The organism is Pseudomonas rhizosphaerae, assembly GCF_000761155.1.
Classification (GTDB): Bacteria; Pseudomonadota; Gammaproteobacteria; order Pseudomonadales; family Pseudomonadaceae; genus Aquipseudomonas; species Aquipseudomonas rhizosphaerae.
Window position 1 is genome coordinate 3974167 of sequence record NZ_CP009533.1, and the last position, 23975, is coordinate 3998141.

Here is a 23975-nt window from a genome sequence, read left to right on the forward strand (position 1 = left end):
CATTGGCCCAAAAGCCCTGGCAGTCCAGTGACAGGTGGATATCTATGTAGCGCGAGCGCTTCGGGGTGCCTGCCTATGGTGCGACCTTCGTTAATTTGAAGGTGAATCCACATGACACTGCACACCGCGCCCGACCTCGCTTCGGTGCTTGAACTGCAAGCGGGCGATGGCCCACAACGCACGGCCTTGCTCAATACCGCAGGGCTGCTGCTGGCCCAGGCGCAAGAAGCTCACGCTGCGCTGAACGGGTTACTGGCGCAAAAACCGGAAGAAGTCGGACAGTACTGGCAGGACCTGGCACCGGGCGCTTTGATGTCGCGCCGCGACCACGCGCGGCAGCTGCGCCGCCAGGTCTGGTCAGACCGTAGCGCGCTGCTGACCCTTTTCGCCCAGCTGAGCCCGCGTGTAGCGAGTTGGCTGGACGACAGCAGTCCCGGGACGATGGCTGTGCGTTGCTGCACACTGGTGCTGCATGGCAGCGATGGCACCCGGCTTGGCCTGCCGGGCGCCCTGGCGTTCGACGACCCGGCCAGCCCTGGTTGCCTGTTGGTCATCCCCGGTGTCGAACACGAGCTTTTCGAATTCGACTCTCGCGAGCTTGCCGCCCAGGCATTGATCGAATACTTACTCAGCGAGGCGGGTAGCGCCTATGCGACGTGGCTGAATGCCCCGGCCCTGTTGGCCGCGTCCTCGACGATCGGAGTCATGCTGCTGTTCGAACCTGCCGCAGGCGACCCCTGGTCTGTCAGCATCGACGCCTCCATTGCCGCGCTGGGCGTTAACTCTTTTGCTGAGCGCACCCAGTGGTTCTGCCGCGCCCTGCCGGACGCCTATGTCGAGGCCGTGGCCAGCGTATCCAGCCGTGATGCCCGCCGTCAGCAGCCGTTGCTGCACTTCCACAGTTTCGGTGCGAGCCTGAGCGACGCGTTGTGCCATGAGAAAGGGGTGGCCTGTGAAGCAGCCATTGCGCGGTTCTTCGGCGAGCCCATGGACAGTGACGAATTCAAACGCTACCGCCAGGCCCATGCCGAGTTGCAGGCGGCACAGGCGCGCGGCGACGCCTTGCTCAATGAGTTGATCAACGCGCCCCAGGTGTTACCCGCCGACCATTGGAGCGCCAAGGACGACACGGGCCTGGACCGCACCCAGCGGCTGGTGAGCAGCCTGGCCAAAGGGTTGTTGCAGGAAGCGCAGTTGCAGGTCTACGAGCAGACGCTGAGCATCGAGGCCCTGGCCCTGGTCACCGAAGTGGTGACCCATCCCTCGGCCCGCGAACGCGGCGACAGCTCGATCACCGTGCTGGAAGTCGCCATGGGCGATGCCGAATTTGCCTGGACCCTGCCCGGCGCTCTTGTGCTGCGCAACGAGGACGCCGGGCAGAGCGCCACGCCTGCGCTGTTGTTCTACCTGATGGGCTGCGAGGGTGGGCTGAAATCGTTCGAGTCCATCGACGCATTGCGCACTTGCCTGCAGGCTACCCTGGCCGACACGGCCTACGACCTGCTCTGGTCGCGGCTGGACAGCATGGGCCTTGCGGCCTTGCAGCGCTTTCGCAGCATTGGCAACGTGCCGGTACTGATGCGCGAGGTCGAGGGCGACGCAATCAGCCAGTGCGTGCAGGACTGCATCGACCGCGCAGCGTCAGCTCGGCACGATGAGCCAAGCCGTGCGCGCCTGGCCCAGGCTCGACAGCTGCGCCTGCCGGGCAGCGAAATCCGCGACCTGGCCGTGGGCCGGATCGCCGAACAGCGACGTGTGCAGGCCACACTCGCCGCGTTGCCCAGTTGGCTGACCAAGGCGCCCGACGCCGTGCACAAGGTCTATGGGCTGCGTCTGCACGCCTATAACCAGGCCGCCACTGACCTGGAGCGCTACCTGGGGGGTGAGCCCGCCAACCTCTTCAGCTTTGCCCACGGACTGTTGGCACAGCGCCTGAAAGCCGATCTTGGCCAGGACCTGGACCCTGAACAAGTGATCGTTCAGATGCCCGACGAGGTCGAGCACAAGGCCGTGCCCAACGTGCCCTCGTTGATCAAGAGGCCCAGCAGAGCCACCCATCGACTGCACCTGGTCGAGTTGGCACTGCTCAACGTCGACCGCCAGGTCAGCGCCCGGCTGGACTTCGCCCAGCTGTTCGACGGTCGTACCGGGCTGGCATTGAACGTGGCGGGGTTGAACGCTGGCTATTTGCGTGCCCTGGTGATCGAGCTGGACATCGCCCGCCAGTATCGCGACAAAGTCGTAGCCACCTTTGGCCTGCTCGATGACGCCCAACCCCTGGGCGGGCTGCGCAGCCAGATTCTGCTGGCGCCTTACCGCCACCAGCTGTTGTTGCACGCGTTGAGCGCACAGCAACAAGGCCAGCTGGATGCCGCAGGCGTGGCGCTGCTGGAACGCGCGGTGGCGGCCCGCACCCCTACGGCTCTGGCGCAGCAAAACCTTGCGGTCTGCACGGTCACCCTGAGCCTGGGCGGCCAGGAGCGGGATCTGTACACATCCTTGGTGCTGATCCACGACCCGGTGGCGCAGCAGGTGGTGTTGTACCTGCCCGATGTGCCGCAGGGTGGCGAATTCATTCAGGCCGCCACGCCGGCAGCGGCCAGCGACCAGTTGCTGCGGCGTCTGCTCAAGCCCGCGGTGCTGACATGGCTGGCAGGCCAGGGTGGCCTGCATGAGGCCAGCCCTGAGCGCGTGGCGTATCTCGACACTGCACTGCTGCGCAATTACATGGGGTTTATTGCCTACCGGGCGGTCAGTCATCGCGTGTACCCCGTGGCAGCCTGCCTATTGGAAACCCGCAAGCACCTGTTGCTGGCTGAAGCGGCCGCAGCATCGCGCAGCCGCGACGACGTACGACAGGCGTTCAAGCAGCAACTGCTCGGCGGCGCCCGGCAACTCTTGATCTCGGGGCTCAGTTACCAGCCCGGCATCGGCACCGCCATTCAGCTGCACGACGGCTGGAACGATGCGCAAGCGGCGGCCAATGCCTTTTCCCAGGGCCATACGGCACTGGGGCTGCGGCGCATGGCGTCGGCAGAACTGAATTTCGGTTTTGCCCTGCTCTCGTTCATTCCCGGTGCTGCCGGCCTGCGCGCGGCGCGCGACAGCGTGCGCAAGCGTCAGCGCCTGGCCACGGCGATGCCGCCGATCGACGTGGGCCACAAGCGCCATGTGCTGAACGGCTTCAAGGGTCACGAAGTGGACATCTCGCTGGTAGCGGCCAAGGCTCAGAACGGGCGCAACCTGGGCACCTGGAAAAAGGACGGCAAGCTGTATATCTGGCAGGACGGCAAGGCCTATGAAGTGTTCCGCCGCCCCGGCGAGTTGACCCTGCGTCTGCGCAAGACTGCGCGCAGCGGCTACGAGCAGCCCGTGCGACGTGCGGCCAACGGGCGCTTCGTCGGGCATGCCGATCTGCCGGGCAAGGGCGGCGGCAAGCCCGCTGCTGCTGCAGCACCCACCACCCCCGCCGAGGCGAAGACCAGCCGCTACGAGATTGCCGAGGCGGACCGGGCACTGCTCAAACCGGTGATGGACGCAGCCCACCGCAACCGTCGCCTGCTGGACCCGCACATGGTGTCGTTCAGCGAGATGACGACGCCTACTCCAGGTCATCTGGCCAAGCAGCGGTTCTTCAAGCTGCGCGACCTTCTGCTGGCCGATGCCGACCAGTACCTCAAGGAATTGACCCTGCCTGCCCGAGTCGAGCTGCCAGGCTTGGCACCGAACATGTCCCAGCGAGCCTTCATCGAGGCGGTCTACGCCAAGGCCCAAGGTATGGTGGTAGGCGAAAGCCACGGCATGATCAGCGGCAAGCGAGTGATCATCGACAATTTGCAGACCCTCAAGGAGCAGGGCGTGAAGACCCTGTATTTCGAGCATCTGCTCAGCGACATGGATGGCGTCGACCTGGCGACGTTGAACAAGCAGCGCAAGCTACCCGCCGGGCTGAAGAAGGAGCTGCAGACTCAGGACACGGGCAACGGCGTGCCTGTCGGCCAGCCCTACACCTTCCTCAATGTCGTGGAGCAGGCCAGCAAGATGGGCATTGACGTGGTGGCCATCGACTGCGCCGCCAGCTATCGGATTTCCAACATGTTCTATACCGGCATTGCACACCGCCAACGCATGTTCAGCTATTACGCGAGCAAGGTCATTCAAGAGCATCAGGCTGCCAATGGCGCGCACAAGTGGGTGGCCCTGGTGGGCAACTCGCACGCCAATACCTTCAAACGGGTACCGGGGCTGGCAGAAATCAACCGGGCGATAGGTTTACGCGTAGCGGATGTGCCCAAGGGGCAGGCTGCGATCCAGCTGGATGTGGGGGAGGGGTTGCAGAGCGGGCTCGGTGGTCCGTTGCATTGGACACAGGCCGATTTCTATCTGACCGTCGAGGCGCCCCATGTGACGGTGGCCGGGAGCACTTCACTGACGGCGCGAAGCGCGCAGCCAAGTCCGGCGCGGTTGTCGGCGCCGGGCACCTTCTATATCGACAGCTCGGCGCAAGGGCTGGCCGTAGTCCATTTGAGCCGCGATGGGCAGACTTACCGGACACCCATCAGCAAAGACGCCGGGGGTGGTTATTCGGTCAGCCGGCCCAGCTGGGCTGCGGTGCATGACAAGCCCTTTGCCGACATGGACGCGCTGCTCGGCGGCTTGAGCGCCCAGGGCATGACCCACGTGCCCTGAGGCTCTTGCCTGACACCCACGCTGCAACGCGGAGTGCGTGGGTTGTCAGGCAGCCGGTCAGCCGATGCTCATCAGGCTGGCATTGCCTCCGGCAGCCGCCGTGTTCACGCTCAGTGCCCGTTCGATCACCAGGCGTTCCAGGCAAATCCCGGTTTCACCCTGGGAAAGGCCCTGCACGCCGACGATGGCACCGCCGCGCTTGGCGATCTGCTCGCACACCGCGCGCAGCTGATCGGAATCACCGTGGTGCAACACGGCGTCGAAGTGAACTTCGTCCTTGTTCCACTCCGGCACCAGTGTGACCCGTTCCTGGACTTCCTTGGGCAAGCGCGCACGCACCGCCTTGTTCAAGGCATTGTCGGGCATCACTGCACGGGAACCCACCGCCATGACCGCCGCCAGTTGCACGCGCAGGTCAGCTTCCACCTCGGCCAGGCACAGCACGTGCTCGCGCGGCAGAAGGGTGTAGCTGTTGCGCTCTCCGGTCGGGCCATCGAGCAGGCGCGTCACGCCGCTCTGCGACTGCGCGGCGAACTCACCGCACAGTTGGGCCAGATCGGCCTGCTGGGTGCTGGCGGCCCAGGCTTGCAGGGCCTGCAAAGGCTTGCCCATCGCATCGCGCAGGCGCACATCCGGAGCGATCCCGGCGTCGCTGCGCTGGAAGGACTGCGCGATGGCATCGTTGGGTCGAGTCGACAGCAGGCGGTACAGGTACAGCGGACCACCGGCCTTGGGACCGGTACCCGACAGGCCTTCGCCGCCGAACGGCTGCACGCCCACCACGGCACCGACGATGTTGCGGTTGACGTAGACGTTGCCGGCATGGACGTTGTCGATCACCTTGGCGATGGTCTCGTCGATACGCGTGTGCACGCCCAGGGTCAGGCCGTAGCCGGAAGCGTTGATCTGACCGATCAACTGGTCCAGCTCGCGACGCTTGTAGCGCACCACGTGCAGCACCGGACCGAAGATCTCGCGCTGCAGTTCGTCGAAGCTTTCCAACTCGATCAGGGTCGGCATGACGAAGGTGCCGCGCTTGATCTCGGCGCTGTCGGCAATGGCCATCTGGTACACGTCGCGGCCTTTGTCGCGCATGCCCTGGATGTGCTTCTCGATGCCCGCCTTGGCCTCGGCGTCGATTACCGGGCCAATGTCCACGTTCAAACGCTCCGGGTTGCCCAGGCGTGCTTCGGCCATGGCGCCCTTGAGCATTTCGATCACACGGTCAGCCGAATCTTCCTGCAGGCACAGCACGCGCAGGGCCGAGCAGCGCTGGCCAGCGGAGTCGAAGGCCGAGGAAACGACGTCGATCACCACCTGTTCGGTGAGCGCCGAGGAATCGACGAACATCGCGTTCTGGCCACCGGTTTCGGCGATCAGCGGAATCGGACGGCCTTGCGCATCCAGGCGCCCGGCGATGTTGCGCTGCAGCAGCCGCGCCACTTCGGTGGAGCCGGTGAACATCACGCCTTTGACGCGCTCGTCGCCTACCAGCCGCGCGCCCACGGTTTCCCCGCGGCCGGGCAGCAGTTGCAGCACGCCTTCGGGAATGCCGGCTTCGAGCAGCAGACGTACGGCCTGGGCAGCCACCAGTGGCGTCTGTTCTGCCGGCTTGGCCAGCACCGGGTTACCGGCGGCCAGGGCCGCGGCGACCTGGCCACTGAAGATCGCCAGCGGGAAGTTCCACGGGCTGATGCACACCACCGGACCCAGCGGGCGGTGGGCGTCGTTGCTGAAGTCGTTGCGCGCCTGCACTGCGTAGTAGCGCAGGAAGTCCACGGCTTCGCGGACTTCGGCGATGGCGTTGGCGAAGGTCTTGCCGGCTTCGCGGGCCAGCAGGCCCATCAGCGGCTGGATCTCGGCTTCCATCAGGTCTGCGGCACGCTCCAGTACCGCAGCGCGCTCGGCCGGCGGCGTGGCCTGCCAGATCGGGCCGTTGATCAGCGCGCTCTGAATCGCGTTGTCGACATCGGTCACCGTCGCTTCTTGAACATGACCGACCACGTCGCGCAGGTCGGACGGGTTCAGCACCGGCTGGGCCGGTTCGTTGCTGGCCTCGCAGCCCAGCATCGGCAGGGCTTTCCAGTCGTTGTGAGCCGTGGCCAGCAGGGCTGACGACAACGACGCGAGGCGATGCTCGTTGGCCATGTCGATACCGGCCGAGTTGGCCCGGTCGCTGCCGTACAGGTCACGCGGCAGGGGAATGCGCGGGTGCGGCAGGCCGAACTGACCTTCCTGGGTCGCCATCCGCTCGATGGTGGCCACCGGGTCGGCGACCAGTTCCTGGATGGAGATGGACTGATCGGCAATACGGTTGACGAACGAGGTGTTGGCGCCGTTTTCCAGCAGGCGGCGAACCAGGTAGGCCAGCAGCGTTTCATGGGTGCCGACCGGTGCGTACACACGGCACGGGCGGTTCAGCTTGCCATCGGCGACCTTGCCCACGACCTGCTCGTACAGCGGTTCGCCCATGCCGTGCAGGCACTGGAATTCGTACTGGCCGGGGTAATAGTTCTGACCGGCGATGTGGTAGATGGCGGCCAGCGTGTGAGCGTTGTGAGTAGCGAACTGCGGGTAGATGACTTCCGGTACCGACAGCAGCTTACGCGCGCACGCTACATAGGACACGTCGGTGTACACCTTGCGGGTGTACACCGGGTAGCCTTCCAGCCCCTCGACCTGGGCGCGCTTGATCTCGCTGTCCCAGTAGGCGCCTTTCACCAGGCGGATCATCAGGCGATGACGGCTGCGACGAGCCAGGTCGATGACGTAGTCGATCACATACGGGCAGCGCTTCTGGTAGGCCTGGATGACGAAGCCGATACCGTTCCAGCCGGTCAGCTGCGGCTCGAAGCACAGGCGTTCGAGCAGGTCCAGCGACAGCTCCAGGCGGTCGGCTTCCTCGGCGTCGATGTTCAAGCCGATGTCGTATTGCTTGGCCAGCAGGGTCAGCGACAGCAGGCGCGGGTACAGCTCTTCCATCACGCGCTCGTACTGGGCGCGGCTGTAGCGCGGGTGCAGCGCCGACAGCTTGATCGAGATGCCCGGACCTTCATAGATACCGCGGCCGTGGGAGGCCTTGCCGATCGAGTGGATCGCCTGCTCGTAGGAGGCCAGGTATTTCTGCGCGTCGTGCTCGGTCAGCGCCGCCTCACCCAGCATGTCGTAGGAGTAGCGGAAGCCCTTGCTCTCGAATTTGCTAGCGTTGGTCAGGGCTTCGCCGATGGTTTCGCCGGTGACGAACTGCTCGCCCATCAGGCGCATGGCCATGTCGACGCCCTTGCGGATCATCGGCTCGCCGCTCTTGCCGATGATGCGGCTGAGCGACGACGACAGGCCCGATTCGTTGTGCGTGGACACCAGCTTGCCGGTCAGCAGCAGGCCCCAGGTGGCGGCGTTGACGAACAACGATGGGCTGTTGCCCAGGTGCGGGTGCCAGTTGCCGGTGCTGATCTTGTCGCGGATCAGGGCATCGCGCGTGCCCTTGTCGGGGATGCGCAGCAGCGCCTCGGCCAGGCACATCAGGGCCACGCCTTCCTGGGAACTGAGGGAGAATTCTTGCAGCAAGCCCTGGACGATGCCCGCACGGCCACCGGCACTCTTCTGGTTGCGCAGCTTCTCGGCGATGCGCGCGGCCAGCTTGTTGGTGGCCTCGGCCATGTCGGCCGGCAGGCGCGCCTGCTCCAGTAGCATCGGCACCACTTCAGGCTCGGGACGGCGATAGGCACCAGTGATCGCGGCGCGCAGTACCGACTGCGGCAGGATGCTTTCGGCGAATTCCAGGAAGCACTGATGGGCATGGTCGGGCTGGATGTCGCCCGCATCGTCATTGCCACTCACCCCGGCGCTGGTCAGCTCGCTCAGCGTCGCGCCACCTTCCAGCTTTTCCAGGTAGTTGAAGATCGCTTGCTTGATCAACCAATGTGGCGTGCGGTCAATGGACTGCGCGCACGCCTTGAGGCGTTCGCGGGTCGGGTCGTCCAATTTGACGCCCAGGGTGGTGGTTGCCATTTCTTGTCCTCATCAGGGCCACGGTGCGTGGCAATAAAGCCGGCGGCAAGATTAGCCGTGCGCTTTGCGGGGTGCAACCAGGTGCAACCTTGATCTCGATGAAAGTTGCACCGCTCGACGGAAAATCTTTTTGCATGGGTTGAATCTGCACAATGCCAGTGCGGCTGTGTAGCCGTGAACGAGCAAATGCTCCGAAAGGAAGCAGATGCGCTGTGTTTATCCGGATGTTTCCAAAGGTGCAACTTGCTTGCCAAAAGGGGTTGCGCCGGTCTGCAATGCGAGCCTAAAGTTCGGCGCCCTTGGGTCAACCCGAATGTCGTGCAATCTGCCGACCTGCACCTAGAGCGCCGAAGCGCGCTTGCAGGCTCATAAAAACAAATCAAGGAGACACCCCATGAGTGTCAGCAATCCCACTCTGATCACCTTCGTGATCTACATCGCTGCCATGGTCCTGATCGGCTTGTTCGCTTACCGTTCCACCAACAATCTTTCCGACTATATCCTTGGCGGGCGCAGCCTCGGCAGCGTGGTCACAGCGCTGTCGGCCGGCGCCTCGGACATGAGCGGCTGGCTGCTCATGGGCCTGCCGGGTGCGATCTACATGTCTGGCCTGTCCGAGGCCTGGATCGCCATTGGCCTGATCATCGGCGCCTACCTGAACTGGTTGTTCGTCGCGGGCCGGCTGCGCGTGCAGACCGAACACAACGGCGATGCCCTGACCCTGCCGGACTATTTCGCCGGGCGCTTCGAAGACACCAGCGGCCTGTTGCGAATCATCTCCGCAGTGGTGATCCTGGTGTTCTTCACCATCTACTGCGCTTCGGGCATCGTCGCCGGCGCGCGGCTGTTCGAAAGCACCTTCGGCATGTCCTACGAGACCGCCCTGTGGGCCGGTGCCGCAGCGACCATTGCCTACACCTTCGTCGGCGGCTTCCTGGCGGTGAGCTGGACCGACACCGTGCAGGCCACCCTGATGATCTTCGCCCTGATCCTCACGCCCATCGTCGTGGTACTGGCCACCGGCGGCGTCGACACGGCTTTCCTGGCCATCGAAGCGCAGAACCCGGCCAACTTCGACATGCTGCGCGGCACCACTTTCATCGGCATCGTTTCGCTGTTGGGCTGGGGCCTTGGCTATTTCGGTCAGCCACACATCCTCGCCCGCTTCATGGCGGCCGATTCGGTGCGCTCGATCGCCAAGGCTCGCCGCATCTCCATGACCTGGATGATCCTTTGCCTGGGTGGCACCGTAGCCGTGGGCTTCTTCGGCATCGCCTACTTTTCGGCCAACCCCGAACTGGCCGGACCGGTCACCGAAAACCACGAGCGCGTGTTCATCGAGCTGGCCAAGCTGCTGTTCAACCCATGGATTGCCGGCGTGCTGCTGTCGGCCATCCTGGCCGCGGTAATGAGCACCCTCAGCTGCCAGTTACTGGTGTGCTCCAGCGCCCTCACCGAAGACTTCTACAAGGCGTTCCTGCGCAAGGGCGCATCCCAGCGCGAGCTGGTCTGGGTCGGCCGCATGATGGTGCTGCTGGTGGCACTTGTCGCGATCTGGCTGGCGTCCAACCCCGAGAACCGCGTGCTGGGCCTGGTCAGCTACGCCTGGGCTGGATTCGGCGCGGCGTTCGGGCCGGTGGTGCTGATCTCGGTCATCTGGAAAGGCATGACCCGCAACGGTGCCCTGGCCGGCATTCTGGTCGGCGCGGCGACGGTGATCGTGTGGAAGCACTTCGAATTACTGGGTCTGTACGAGATCATCCCGGGCTTTGCCTTTGCGAGCCTGGCCATCGTGATCGCCAGCAAGCTGGGCCGCGGTCCTTCGCAAGGCATGCTCAACCGCTTCGCACACGCCGAGGCGGCTTTCCACCAGGGCAAGTGATGCAGAGCAGGCTGCCCTATTCCGTCTAGAAGCGGCCAAAGTGGGAGCGGTCCGTGGCCGCGAAAAGAACACCGCGGTGCGTCAGTCAACACGCGCCGCCTGTTTCGCGGCCGATGACCGCTCCCACGGTTTACGTGTGGAACAGGGCGCGAAAGGGCCCGTCCACCCGCCGCAAAAATCCCATCCGAAATGCTAGACTCCTGCCCATCTGCAGGAGTCCCCATGAACTATCGTCATGCCTTCCACGCCGGCAATCACGCCGACGTGTTCAAACATATCGTCCTCACCCGGTTGATTGCGCTGATGTCGCGCAAGGAACAGCCGTTTGCCTACATCGACACCCACGCCGGCCTCGGCCTGTACGACCTCAACGGCGACCAGGCGACGCGCACCGGTGAATGGCTCGAAGGCATCGCCCGCCTGTGGCAGGCCACCGACCGGCCTGCGCTGACCGACGATTACGTCAAGGTGATCAACCGCCTCAACACCGAAGGCGAACTGCGCTACTACCCAGGCTCGCCCGAACTGGCGCGACGGCTGATGCGCCAGCAGGACCGCGTGCTGCTCAACGAAAAGCACCCGCAGGACGGCCAACTGCTCAAGGACAACATGAAGAAGGACCCACGCGTCGCGGTTCATCTGGGGGAGGGCTGGCACGTGCCGCGGGCCTTGCTGCCCGTGGCCGAAAAACGCGCGGTGATGCTGATCGATCCGCCGTTCGAGCAGCTGGATGAGTTGCAGCGCTGCGCCAAGGCCATGAAGGAAACCATCGGCCGCATGCGTCAGACCGTGGCTGCCATCTGGTACCCGATCAAGGACGATTCGCGCGCCCTCAAGCGTTTCTACCAGGAACTCACCAGCAGCGGCGCGCCCAAGCTTCTGCGCGTTGAGCTGCTGGTGCACTCGCTGGATACGCCGCAGAGCCTGAACGGCTCGGGACTGGTCATTTCCAACCCGCCATGGGGCCTGGAAGAAGAACTCAACACACTGATGCCCTGGCTGGCCAATCTGCTCGGCCAGAGCCAGGGTGGCTGGAAGATGGACTGGCTGATCGCCGAATGACCCTCAGGGTGTAAGGCACACCTCGCTGTAATCGCAGGCTGGGAACGTCAGACCGCAGGGCCGCGGGGATAGCGTTTGAGCCGTTCGATCAGCTCGGCGCCAGGAATCGGCTTGTCGAACAGATAGCCCTGGCCGACGTCGCAGCGCTGACGGCGCAGGAACGCCAGTTGCTCGGCAGTCTCGATGCCTTCGGCCACCACCTTGAGCTTGAGGTTGTGCGCCATGGCGATCACCGCCGAGGTGATCTCCATGTCGTCCTGGTTGTCCGGGATCTCGTGGATGAAGCTGCGATCGATCTTGATCACGTCGATGGGGAATTTCTTCAGGTAGCTCAACGATGAATAGCCGGTGCCGAAGTCATCCATGGCCAGGGTCATGCCCAGTCGCTTGAGTTGGTCGAGTTGCTGATGGGTGTCGACGGTGGCTTCGAGCAGCAGGCCTTCGGTCAATTCCAGTTCCAGCAACGAAGCGTCCAGCGCCTCTTCCTCGAGAATGCTGGCGATGGAAGCGACCAGGTCCGGATCGGAAAACTGCTTGGGCGAGAGGTTGATCGCCACCTGCAGGCGGCCCAGGCCAGCGGCGGTCATGGCCTTGCTCATGCGACACGCCTGACGGGCGATCCACTTGCCGATGGGAATGATCAAACCGGTTTCTTCGGCCACGCTGATGAACTGATCGGGGCGGATCATGCCTTTTTCCGGGTGGTTCCAGCGCAGCAGCGCCTCCATACCCAGCAGGCGACCCGAGCGCAGGCACAGCTTGGGCTGGTAGAACACATCCAGTTCGTTCTGCGTCAGCGCCCGCCGCAGGTTGTTCTCTACGAACAGCTTATAGCTGGCCTCGGCGTTCAGCGCCTCGGTGAACACCTGCACCTGATGCTTGCCGTTGGCCTTGGCCTTGTGCAGCGCAAGGCCTGCGTTTTTCATCAGGGTTTGCGGATCGCGCCCATGCAGCGGCGCGCAGGCCAGGCCCACGGAGCCGGTGACGTTGATCAACTGGTTGTCCACGAACATCGGCTTGTCGAGGGTCAGTAGCACCTGTTGGGCAATGCGCTGGCCGGCTATCAAATCAGTGTCATGCAACAGCACGGCAAATTCGTTGCTGGCAAAACGCGCCAGGCTGCCAGCCGGACTGAGGCTGTTGCGCAGGCGCCGCGACAGGCTGACCAACAGCTTGTCGCCGGTCTGGTGGCCGAGGCTGTCGTTGATTCGCTTGAAGTTGTCGATGTCCACCAGCATCAGGCTGATCGGCCGGTCGCTGTCGTGGGCGAAGCTCTCATCGAGGCTGCGAATGAACGCCGGGCGATTGCCCAGGTTGGTCAGGTTGTCGGTGTAAGCCAGGCGCTCGATGCGCTGCTGGGCCAGCTTGCTCTGGGTAATGTCCTCATAGATGCCGATGTAATGGGTCAGCTCCCGGTCATCGCCGTACACCTTGGAGATCGACAGCTGACCCCAGTAGGGTTCCAGGTTCTTGCGGCGGCTCTTGAACTCGCCTTGCCAGCTGTTGCCGTTGGCCAGGCTCGACGGCGCGTCGAACAGCAGTTCGCTGAGGTTTTCCAGGGCCGGCAGATCCGCCAGGCGCTTGCCGTGGACTTCCTCGGTGCTGTACTGGGTGATCGCGGTGAAGCTGGGGTTGACGTATTCCACTACGCCGTCGCAATTGACCAGCAAAAAGGCATTGGCACTTTGTTCGACGGCGCGCTGGAACAGATTCAAGGCACTGGTGGCCGCGCGGCGGTCATGGTTGTTGATCACCTGGGCGAACTGGTCGGCCAGCTCGCCGGCGAAGGCGATCTCGTCCGCGCGCCACACGCGTCCGCCGCCGCTCTGCTCCAGGCACAGCACTCCGACCACCTGGCCGTCGATGCGGATACTGGCATCGAGCACGGAGTGAACGTCGCGCAGCGCCAGCAACGGCGCCAGCTGGCACGTGCGCGGATCAGTGGCCACGTCGCTGGCGTCGATGGCACGACTGGCGTGCAGGGCTGCCAGATAATCCGGGTAATCAGCCAGCTCCACCGCCTGCGGACAGCCATGGGCTTGCCGATCACGGTGGTAGGCGGTGATGGGCACCAGCTGCTGACCTTGCAGGTTCCACAGGCTGGCGCAATCGACGGCGTAGATGTCACAGGCATTGCGGGTGATCAGCTCGGCCGCTTCGAGCAAGGGCTTGTGGGTGCCGTAGCGCTGCTGTGCCAGGCTCAGAATCAAGGCCTGCTGGGCGCTGGCCCGCTCCAGATGCTGCAGTTGCTCCTGTTGCACCAGCTGGTTCAGTTCAAGCGCCATTTGCAGCGGACTGCTGGTGTCGGTCTGCTCCGGAAAATTGCCCACCGCACTGTCGACAGTGGCGTCGACCACCACCAGGTAGCCGCGCAGCAGCTGCCGGTTGCGTTGGCGAAAGGCTTCACCCAGCTCCATCAAGTGCAGGCTGCCGCGGTTGCTGTGCAGGGTGTAGCGCACGACATAATGGGTACTGTCGACCAACTGCGCCTGGATGGCATCGTGCAGACGGTGGCGCGTCTCGGGTTCCATCAAGCTGGCGTACGGCGCGTCGGTCAGCGAACACAGCTGCGCAGCAGGTAGACCGAAAACACGTTCGCAGGCCGGATCCAGGAAAAGCAGCGCCCAGTTAGCCTCGTTCAGCCGCTCGAAGCGCAGCATTCCCAGGCGCGAGGGCACCGGCAGCTGCGTCACTACCTCGGCCACCATGCGGTTGGCGGCATCGGGCTGGCTTTTCATTGAAAACTCGCTTCAAGAGTACTGGTCGCGCAGAGACGACAATCCCTACAGGCTGGGGTCTCTACAGGCTGGCGCGTTGGGCAAGGTTGCATCATGGCGCTCGGGCTTACAAGCGATACAGTAGCTCGTCTTTCCATGTTGTCGGCAGGCGCACAAAATTCTGGAATTGGATCCGAAAATACACGGTCGTGGCGGTATTTACCGTACCAGTTGCCGCCATGTTGCAAACTTTCGGGTCAAATCCCGGGCAAAAAAAACCCACCGATGACGGTGGGTTTTTTCATCCAACCAGCCTTACAGCAGCATGGTGCGGATGTCGGTCAGCAGCTCGCCCAGACGCTTGGTGAAGCGGGCAGCGGCGGCGCCGTTGATCACGCGGTGATCGTAGGACAGCGACAGCGGCAGCATCAGCTTGGGCTGGAACGCCTTGCCATCCCAGACAGGCTGGATGGTGGCTTTGGAGACACCCAGGATCGCCACTTCCGGCGCGTTGACGATCGGCGTGAAGCCGGTGCCGCCAATGTGCCCGAGGCTGGAAATGGTGAAGCAGGCACCCTGCATGTCGTCTGCCGAGAGCTTCTTGGTCCGGGCTTTTTCAGCCAGGGCCGCGGCTTCGGCAGCCAATTGCAGCAGGCTCTTCTGGTCGACGTTCTTGATCACCGGCACCAGCAGGCCGTCCGGCGTATCGACCGCGAAGCCGACGTTGACGTACTTCTTGCGGATGATCGCCTTGCCGCTAGGGGCCAGCGAGGCGTTGAAGTCTGGCAGCTCCTTGAGCAGGTGCGCACACGCCTTGAGCAGCAGCGGCAGTACGGTCAGCTTGACGCCGGCCTTTTCCGCCACGGCTTTCTGCGCCACACGGAACGCTTCCAGCTCGGTGATATCGGCCTGGTCAAACTGGGTCACGTGCGGCACGTTCAGCCAGCTGCGGTGCAGGTTGGTCGCACCGGCCTGCATCAGGCGAGTCATCGGCACTTCTTCGGTTTCGCCGAAGCGGCTGAAATCGACCACCGGAATCGGCGGAATGCCAGCACCACCGGTAGCGCCGGCCGCAGCGGCCGGTGCTTCCTTGGCCTTCTGCATCATCGTCTTGACGTAGACCTGCACGTCTTCCTTGAGGATGCGGCCGTGCGGGCCGGTCGGGCTCACTGCGTTCAATTCGACGCCGAACTCGCGCGCCAACTGGCGAACGGCCGGGCCGGCATGAACCTTTGCACCGGCCGCAGCGGCAGGCGCTGCAGGTGCAGCGGCCGGCTTGTCGGCACTGGCAGCTGGCTTGTCGGCCGCCGGCTTCGATGCGGCCGGAGCCGCCGGTGCAGCAGCAGGGGCAGCCGCTTGAGCAGGGGCAGCGCCAGCCACTTTCAGCTTGAGGATCAGATCGCCGGTACCGACTTCGTCTTCCAGCTTGACGCTGATGCTTTCGACCACGCCGGCAGCCGGAGAAGGAATCTCCATGCTGGCCTTGTCCGATTCCAGAGTGATCAGCGATTGATCGGCCTCGACCGTGTCGCCGGCCTTGACCAGTACTTCGATGATCTTGGCTTTGCCAGCCGAACCGATGTCCGGCACATGGATGTCCTGCACGCTGTCGCCGGCAGGCGCTGCGGCCGGCTTTTCAGCCGGTGCAGGCGCCGCTGCGGCTGGCGCGGGAGCAGCGGCGGCCGGGGCAGCAGCGGGGGCTGCGCCTTCGACCGTCAGCTTGAGGATCAGATCACCGGTGCCGACTTCGTCGTTCAGGTTGACGCTGATGCTTTCCACCACGCCTGCAGCAGGCGAGGGGATCTCCATGCTCGCCTTGTCCGATTCCAGGGTGATCAAGGACTGATCGGCGGTGACGGTGTCACCCACCTTCACCGAAATCTCGATGATCTGTGCCTTGCCCGACGAACCGATGTCCGGCACGTGGATGTCCTGGCTCGAAGCGGCAGCCGGGGCCGAAGCAGGCTCCTGGGCCGGTTTGGCCTCGGCTTTTTCTTCGATCTTTGGCTCGGCGGCAGGCTCGGAAGCCTGAGGCGCTTCTTCAGCACCCTCGACGTCCAGCTCCAGCAGTTCGTCGCCTTCTTTCAGACGGTCGCCCAGCTTGACCTTGATGCTTTTGACGACGCCCGCCTTGGGCGCCGGCACTTCCATGCTGGCCTTGTCCGACTCCAGCGTCAGCAGGCTCTGCTCTGCCTCGATGCGGTCGCCGACCTTGACCAGCAATTCAATGACTTCACCTTCACCGCTGCCGATGTCAGGTACGCGAATGAGTTCGCTCACAAAAAATCTCCTCAGCAGTCCAGTGGGTTGCGTTTGTCAGGGTCGATACCGAACTTGACGATGGCCTCGGCCACCACCTTGGCTTCGATATCGCCGCGATCTGCCAAGGCTTCCAGGGCAGCCAGCACGACGAAGTTGCGGTCCACTTCGAAGAAGTGGCGCAGCTTCTTGCGGCTGTCGCTGCGACCGAAGCCATCGGTACCCAGGACTTTGAATTCCTTGGAAGGAACCCACTGACGAATCTGCTCGGCGAACAGTTTCATGTAGTCGGTCGACGCGATGACCGGACCTTTACGGCCGCTCAGGCATTCTTCGACGTAGGTGGTCTGCGGCTTCTGCCCAGGGTGCAGGCGGTTCGAACGTTCCACGGCCAGGCCGTCGCGGCGCAGTTCGTTGAAGCTGGTGACGCTCCATACGTCGGCGGCAACGTTGAACTCTTCGCGCAGGATCTTCGCCGCTTCGCGGACTTCACGCAGGATGGTGCCCGAGCCCAGCAACTGGACGTGGTGCGCCGCTTCCTTGGTGTCTTCCTCGAGCAGGTACATGCCCTTGATGATGCCTTCCTCGGCGCCGGCCGGGATGGCAGGCTGGGTGTAGGCTTCGTTCATCACGGTGATGTAGTAGAAGATGTCCTGTTGCTCTTCGGTCATCTTCTTCATGCCGTCCTGGATGATCACCGCCAGCTCGTAGCCGTAGGTAGGGTCATAGGTGCGGCAGTTCGGGATGGTCGCGGCAAGCAGATGGCTGTGGCCGTCTTCGTGCTGCAGGCCTTCGCCGTTCAGGGTGGTACGGCCAGCAGTGCCGCCGATCAGGAAGCCACGGGTACGGCTGTCGCCGGCGGCCCAGGCCAGGTCGCCGATACGCTGGAAACCGAACATCGAGTAGAAGATGTAGAACGGTAGCATCGGCTGGTTGTGGTTGCTGTACGAAGTACCGGCAGCGATAAACGACGACATGGCGCCGGCTTCGTTGATGCCTTCCTCGAGGATCTGGCCCTTCTTGTCCTCGCGGTAGAACATCACCTGGTCTTTGTCGACGGGATCGTACAGCTGGCCGACAGAGGAGTAGATGCCCAGTTGGCGGAACATGCCTTCCATACCAAAGGTACGGGCTTCGTCCGGAATGATCGGAACGATGCGCTGACCGATCTCCTTGTCCTTGACCAGCTGCGACAGGATGCGCACGAAAGCCATGGTGGTGGAAATTTCACGGTCGCCCGAGCCGTCCAGAATCGCCTTGAGGGTTTCCAGCGGCGGGGTCGGAACGCTGAAGCTCTTGGCCCGGCGCTGCGGCACGAAACCACCCAGGGCGGCACGGCGCTCGCTCAGGTAACGGGCTTCGGCGCTGCCTTCTTCAGGCTTGTAGAACGGCATGCTTTCCAGCTCGTCGTCCTTGATCGGCACGTCGAAGCGGTCGCGGAATTTGCGCAGGCTGTCGACGTCGACCTTCTTGGTGTTGTGCGCGGTGTTCTTGGCTTCGCCTGCACCGGTGCCGTAGCCCTTGATGGTCTTGGCCAGGATAACGGTCGGCTGTTCCTTGTGGTTCACCGCCTGATGGTAGGCCGCGTAGACCTTGTACGGGTCGTGGCCACCACGGTTGAGCTTCCAGATCTCGTCGTCGGACAGGTCGGCGACCATGGCCTTGAGTTCAGGGCTGTTGAAGAAGTGCTCACGGACGAACGCGCCGTCCTTGGCCTTGTAGTTCTGGTACTCGCCGTCGATGACTTCGTCCATGCGACGCTGCAGGATGCCGTCGACGTCCTTGGCCAGCAGTGGGTCCCAGAAACGGCCCCAAACGACCTTGTTGACGTTCCAGCCACCGCCGCGGAACACGCCTTCGAGTTCCTGGATGATCTTGGCGTTGCCGCGAACCGGGCCGTCGAGGCGCTGCAGGTTGCAGTTGATGACGAAGATCAGGTTGTCCAGCTTCTCGCGGCCTGCCAGGGAGATCGCGCCCAGGGATTCGGGCTCGTCGCACTCGCCGTCGCCCATGAAGCACCAGATCTTCTGCTTGCCGGCTGGGATGTAGCCGCGGGCTTCCATGTACTTCATGAAGCGCGCCTGGTAGATCGCCTGGATCGGGCCCAGACCCATGGAAACGGTCGGGAACTGCCAGAAGTCAGGCATCAGCCAGGGGTGCGGGTACGAAGACAGGCCCTTGCCGTCCACTTCCTGGCGGAAGTTGTTCATCTGGTCTTCGCTGATGCGGCCTTCCATGAAGGCACGTGCGTAGACGCCAGGCGAAGCGTGGCCCTGGAAGTAGATGAGGTCGCCGCCGTGTTCGTCGGTCGGGGCCTGGAAGAAGTAGTTGAAGCCGATGTCGTACAGGGTCGCGCTGGAGGCGAAGCTGGAGATGTGGCCGCCCAGATCCGGGTCGCGCAGGTTGGTCCGGACCACCATCGCCAATGCGTTCCAACGCACCAACGAGCGAATGCGGCGTTCCATGAACAGGTCGCCAGGCATGCGTGCTTCGTGGGTGACGGGGATGGTGTTGCGGTACGGCGTGGTGATGGCGTAGGGGAGTTGTGAACCACTGCGGGTGGCCAACTCGCCCATGCGGGTCATCAGGTAGTGAGCGCGGTCTTCGCCTTCTTTGTCGAGGACCGACTCCAGGGCATCCAGCCATTCCTGGGTTTCGACGGGATCGAGGTCTTGCATGGCTTGCTCCAGGGCGGAAAGGCTTCCAGAATCGAAGCCTGAGTTTGCGACTGGCCTTGTGGGCAGACGATATGGAATTCTTGGATTACCGGCAGCGTGCCCGGCGTGCTGTAGTTTTACTACAAATCCCTGCCCTTTTCATGCCCTTGCGGGTGAGGGGCAGCCGGGGAAACACAGGATACAGGCTTTTGGCCCCCTGTCCGGTTGTGGGTTGGATCGCAACCTGCGATCGAATGCATTCATCTTGAGGCTTTGCGCAGGTGACTTCTGCCAAGTTATAGCAAAAGTCAGCTATTTATCACCTTTGTTCGACAGTTCAGGGACAGATGAACCTGTCTATACAGACCTTTACTGGGCTCTTCACGCCGCACAAGGATAGACCATGAACCTGCCTTTGCTGGTCGAAATACCGGCCGTTCTCATGCCTTTGGTGGCGCGCAATCGCGAGTCGTTCCAGGCGGCTGTGGTGGGGGCTGAGGGACTCTTCGCGGGCAGAGGGCTCAGCCGCCCGCCCCGCTCCCACAATTCCAGTGTGGGAGCGGGCTCTGCCCGCGAAGAGGCCCCCCCAGTCACCACACCTCTGGACTGGCCCACCGACCGCTGGCAACAATGGGACCGCGTCACCACGGCCAGCGACTTCGTCCTGCAGCAAGCCATCCAGAACCCTGCCATGCTGCTCGACCTCATCGCCAGTGGCGACCTGGACCGCGCCTTCAAACCCGGTGAGCTGCGCGAACAGATCGCCCAGGCCGTGGCCCAGGCCAGCAGCGAAGACGAACTGGCACGCACCCTGCGCCGCCAGCGTGCGCGGCAACAGTTGCGCATCATCTGGCGTGACCTCAACCGTCTCGCTGACCTGGTACAGACCTGCCGCGACCTGTCGGACATGGCCGACGCCTGCATCGACCAGGCCTACCAATGGCTCTACCCGCGCCAATGCCAGCAGTTCGGTACGCCCATGGGCCGGCGCAGCGGCGAGCAACAGCACATGGTCGTGCTGGGCATGGGCAAACTGGGCGCGGTGGAGCTGAACCTGTCGTCCGACATCGACCTGATCTTCGGTTACCCCGAAGGCGGCGAAACCCAAGGGGTCAAGCGTCCGCTCGACAATCAGGAGTTCTTCATCCGGCTCGGCCAGCGCCTGATCAAGGCCCTGGACCCGATCACCGTCGACGGCTTCGTCTTCCGCGTCGACATGCGCCTGCGTCCCTACGGCTCGTCCGGCGCCCTGGTGCTTAGCTTCAACGCACTGGAACAGTATTACCAGGACCAGGGCCGCGACTGGGAACGCTACGCCATGATCAAGGCGCGCGTGGTGGCCGGCGACCAACAGGCCGGCGCGCAGTTGCTCGACCTGCTGCGACCCTTCGTCTACCGCCGCTACCTGGACTTCTCGGCCATTGATGCGTTGCGCACCATGAAGCAGCTGATCCAGCAGGAAGTGCGGCGCAAGGGCATGGCCGACAACATCAAGCTGGGCTCGGGCGGCATTCGCGAGATCGAGTTCATTGCCCAGGCGTTCCAGCTGATTCACGGAGGACGTGACCTGAGCCTGCAGCAACGACCCTTGCTCAAGGTGTTGGCGACCCTGGAAGGGCAGGGCTACCTGCCGGCCGCGGTAGTCGACGAGTTGCGCGAAGGCTACGAATTCCTGCGTTACACCGAGCACGCCATCCAGGCCATCGCCGATCGGCAGACGCAGATGCTGCCCGACGACGAACTGGACCGTGCGCGCATTGCATTCATGATGGGCTTTGCCGACTGGTCAGCTTTCCATGAGCGCCTGATGCACTGGCGCAGCCGCACCGCCTGGCACTTCGCGCAAGTGATCGCCGACCCCGACGAAGACGCCGAGGCCAGCAATGCCCTGGTGATCGGCGGCGAATGGCTGCCGTTGTGGGAAGAAACCCACGACGCCGATTCGGCCTGCCGACAACTGCAGGAAGCCGGTTTCAGCGACGCGCGCCTTGCCCTCAAGCGCCTCGAAGACCTGCGCGCCAGCCCGCAACTGCGCGCCATGCAGCGCCTGAGCCGCGAGCGCCTGGATGCCTTCATTCCACGTTTGCTGGCCCAGGCGGTGGAGCACGCCGACCCGGACCTGATCCTGGAGCGAGTGCTGCCGCTGGTGGAGGCGGTGGCGCGGCGTTCGGCGTATCTGGTGTTGCTGACGGAAAACCCCGATGCCTTGCGTCGACTGTTGACCCTGTGCGCGGCCAGCCCGTGGATCGCCGAACAGATTGCGCGGTTTCCGTTGCTGCTCGACGAGCTGCTCAACGAGGCGCGCCTGTTCAACCCGCCGCTGGCCCCGGAGTTGGCGGCCGAACTGCGCGAGCGGCTCACGCGCATCCCCGAGGACGACCTGGAACAGCAGATGGAAGCGCTGCGTCATTTCAAGCTGGCGCACAACCTGCGCGTGGCGGCCTCGGAAATTGCCGGTGGGTTGCCGCTGATGAAGGTCAGCGATTACCTGACCTGGCTGGCCGAAGCGATTCTGGAGCAGGTGCTGGCCCTGGCCTGGCGCCAGACCGTGGCCCGCCACGGCGTACCCAAGCGGCCCGACCGCAGCGATTGCGATCCGGCCTTCGTCATCGTCGGCTATGGCAAGGTCGGCGGCATCGAGCTGGGGCACGGCTCGGACCTGGACCTGGTGTTCATCCACGACGGCGACCCGAGCCTGGAAACCGATGGCGCCAAGCCGATCGACAGCGCCCAGTTCTTCACCCGCCTGGGGCAGCGCATCATTCACCTGCTGACCGCACAGACCAACTCCGGCCAGCTGTACGACGTCGACATGCGCCTGCGCCCCTCCGGCGCGGCGGGGCTGCTGGTCAGTTCGGTGGCGGCGTTCTCGCGCTACCAGCAGACCGAAGCCTGGACCTGGGAACACCAAGCCCTGGTGCGCGCCCGGGTACTGGTGGGGTGTCGCCAGACGGGTGAGGCGTTCGAGCAGGTGCGTGGCGCCGTGCTGGCCAAGCCGCGCGACCTGGACACCCTGCGTGCAGAGGTTAGCGAGATGCGCGCGAAGATGCGCGACAACCTGGGTACGCGCCAGACTGCGGCCGGCCGCGGCAACAATGCCTTCGAGGCTGGCCAGCGCTTTGACGTCAAGCAAGACGCCGGTGGTATCGTCGATATTGAATTTATGGTGCAATACGCGGCTCTGGCGTGGTCGGGCAAGCACCCGAACCTGCTGCGGTACACCGACAACATTCGCATTCTCGAAGGCCTGGAAGAAGCCGGATTGTTGCCCGCCACCGATGCGGCGTTGCTGCGCGAAGCCTACAAGGCCTACCGCTCGGCCGCCCATCGCCAGGCCCTGCAGAAGCAGGCCGGGGTGATACCGGGCGACCAGTTCATCGATGAACGGCGCGAGGTGATGCGGATCTGGGGTGAGCTGGGGTTGAGCTGATAGCAGCACTCCCGTGGTGCCCCTGTAGGAGCGGTCACTGGCCGCGAAAAGGCCACGCGGTTCTTCCGGCGCCGCGCGGCGCCTGATTCGCGGCCAATGACCGCTCCTACGGTACTTCGATCCATGTGGGAGCGGTCAGCGGCCGCGAAAGGGCCGGCGCCGAAATCCCCGGGACCACCGCACTACCGCACCACCCGACTGACTGTTCTGGAAAACTATGAGAATTCTGATCATTGGGCCCAGCTGGGTCGGTGACATGGTAATGGCACAGACCCTGTTCCAGAGCCTCAAGCAACGGCACCCCGAGTGCCTGATCGACGTGCTGGCACCCGAATGGAGCCGCCCGATCCTTGAACGCATGCCGCAAGTGCGCGCGGCCCTGAGCTTTCCGCTTGGCCATGGCGCGCTCGAACTGGCCACGCGTCGGCGCATCGGCAAAAGCCTCAAGGGCCAGTACGACCAGGCCATCCTGTTGCCCAATTCGCTGAAGTCGGCGCTGGTGCCGTTTTTCGCTGGCATCCCCAAGCGCACCGGCTGGCGCGGCGAGTTTCGCTATGGCCTGCTCAACGACGTGCGCACGCTGGACAAGCAGCGCTATCCCTTGATGATCGAACGCTTCATGGCCCTGGCCTTCGAGCCCGACGCGCTGCTGCCGCAACCTTATCCACGTCCCGAGCTGCGCATCGACCCGGCCAGCCGCGACGCCGCGCTGGCCAAGTTCGGCCTGTCCCTGGACCGCCCGGTGTTGGCCCTGTGCCCCGGTGCCGAGTTCGGCGAGGCCAAGCGCTGGCCGTCCGAGCACTACGCCGAAGTGGCCGAGATCAAGATCCGCGAAGGCTGGCAGGTCTGGCTGTTCGGTTCCAAGAAGGATTTCCCGGTAGGCGAGGCCATTCGCGAGCGACTGATTCCCGGCCTGCGCGAGGAAGCCTACAACCTGTCCGGCGAGACTGCGCTGGCCGAGGCCATCGACCTGATGTCGTGCGCCGACGCCGTGGTGTCCAACGATTCGGGCCTGATGCACGTCGCCGCTGCGCTCAATCGGCCACTGGTGGCGGTGTACGGCTCCACCTCGCCCGGCTTCACGCCACCCTTGGCGGAAAAGGTCGAGGTGGTGCGCCTGGGCCTGGACTGCAGCCCGTGTTTCGACCGCACCTGCCGCTTCGGCCACTACAATTGCCTGCGCCTGCTGGAACCCAAGCGGGTCGCCGATGCATTGCAGCAGGTGGAAGGGCCGGCCACGGTCGAACTGACAGTCAAGGCGGAATGAA

The 23975-nt window shown here is 63.9% G+C and carries 9 protein-coding genes; 5 read left to right on the forward strand and 4 right to left on the reverse strand.

The features are described 5' to 3' along the window. Positions 1-111: 111 nt before the first annotated feature. A complete protein-coding gene (locus LT40_RS17630) occupies positions 112-4689 on the forward strand; it encodes a membrane-targeted effector domain-containing toxin (protein WP_043192397.1) in 4578 nt (1525 codons plus the stop codon). Between the two features lie 57 nt (positions 4690-4746). Here the strand turns inward: LT40_RS17630 and putA are convergent, their stop codons facing one another. Beyond that, positions 4747-8700, reverse strand: coding sequence for a trifunctional transcriptional regulator/proline dehydrogenase/L-glutamate gamma-semialdehyde dehydrogenase (gene putA, locus LT40_RS17635; RefSeq protein WP_043192398.1), 3954 nt, complete (start codon positions 8698-8700; stop codon positions 4747-4749). A 394-nt stretch (positions 8701-9094) separates the two neighbouring features. On the opposite strand from putA, the gene putP reads away from it, so the two are divergent. Beyond that, on the forward strand, positions 9095-10582 hold the full coding sequence (putP, locus tag LT40_RS17640) for a sodium/proline symporter PutP (protein WP_043192399.1): 1488 nt from the start codon (positions 9095-9097) through the stop codon (positions 10580-10582). A 222-nt stretch (positions 10583-10804) separates the two neighbouring features. Further along, a complete protein-coding gene (locus LT40_RS17645; RefSeq protein WP_043192400.1) occupies positions 10805-11644 on the forward strand; it encodes a 23S rRNA (adenine(2030)-N(6))-methyltransferase RlmJ in 840 nt (279 codons plus the stop codon). 47 nt (positions 11645-11691) lie between these two features. Here LT40_RS17645 and LT40_RS17650 read toward each other — a convergent pair whose 3' ends face one another. The 3 genes from LT40_RS17650 to aceE all read right to left on the reverse strand — a co-directional run bounded on the left by LT40_RS17650 (position 11692) and on the right by aceE (position 19298). Further along, positions 11692-14382 (reverse strand): putative bifunctional diguanylate cyclase/phosphodiesterase, encoded by a 2691-nt coding sequence (locus tag LT40_RS17650; protein WP_043192401.1) that lies wholly within the window; start codon positions 14380-14382, stop codon positions 11692-11694. Positions 14383-14676: 294 nt separating this feature from the next. Then, positions 14677-16641, reverse strand: a complete 1965-nt coding sequence (aceF, locus tag LT40_RS17655; protein WP_043192402.1) for a dihydrolipoyllysine-residue acetyltransferase — start codon at positions 16639-16641, stop codon at positions 14677-14679. 11 nt (positions 16642-16652) lie between these two features. Further along, positions 16653-19298: a pyruvate dehydrogenase (acetyl-transferring), homodimeric type gene (aceE, locus tag LT40_RS17660; protein ID WP_043192403.1), complete on the reverse strand. Its 2646-nt coding sequence runs from the start codon at positions 19296-19298 to the stop codon at positions 16653-16655. 382 nt (positions 19299-19680) lie between these two features. On the opposite strand from aceE, the gene glnE reads away from it, so the two are divergent. After that, positions 19681-22707 carry a bifunctional [glutamate--ammonia ligase]-adenylyl-L-tyrosine phosphorylase/[glutamate--ammonia-ligase] adenylyltransferase gene (gene glnE / locus LT40_RS17665; RefSeq protein WP_043192404.1) on the forward strand — a complete coding sequence of 1009 codons (3027 nt, stop codon included), beginning with the start codon at positions 19681-19683 and terminating at the stop codon, positions 22705-22707. A gap of 217 nt (positions 22708-22924) precedes the next feature. Then, the gene (gene waaF, locus LT40_RS17670) at positions 22925-23974 is read left to right on the forward strand and encodes a lipopolysaccharide heptosyltransferase II (protein ID WP_043192405.1); all 1050 of its coding nucleotides are present in this window, start codon (positions 22925-22927) and stop codon (positions 23972-23974) included. Position 23975 lies beyond the last annotated feature (1 nt).

Excerpts from the sequence above, each read along its gene's own strand:
- LT40_RS17630 (WP_043192397.1), top strand. The coding sequence starts at position 112 with ATGACACTGCACACCGCGCCCGACCTCGCTTCGGTGCTTGAACTGCAA.
- putA (WP_043192398.1), bottom strand. The coding sequence starts at position 8,700 with ATGGCAACCACCACCCTGGGCGTCAAATTGGACGACCCGACCCGCGAA.
- putP (WP_043192399.1), top strand. The coding sequence starts at position 9,095 with ATGAGTGTCAGCAATCCCACTCTGATCACCTTCGTGATCTACATCGCT.
- LT40_RS17645 (WP_043192400.1), top strand. The coding sequence starts at position 10,805 with ATGAACTATCGTCATGCCTTCCACGCCGGCAATCACGCCGACGTGTTC.
- LT40_RS17650 (WP_043192401.1), bottom strand. The coding sequence starts at position 14,382 with ATGAAAAGCCAGCCCGATGCCGCCAACCGCATGGTGGCCGAGGTAGTG.
- aceE (WP_043192403.1), bottom strand. The coding sequence starts at position 19,298 with ATGCAAGACCTCGATCCCGTCGAAACCCAGGAATGGCTGGATGCCCTG.
- glnE (WP_043192404.1), top strand. The coding sequence starts at position 19,681 with ATGAACCTGCCTTTGCTGGTCGAAATACCGGCCGTTCTCATGCCTTTG.
- waaF (WP_043192405.1), top strand. The coding sequence starts at position 22,925 with ATGAGAATTCTGATCATTGGGCCCAGCTGGGTCGGTGACATGGTAATG.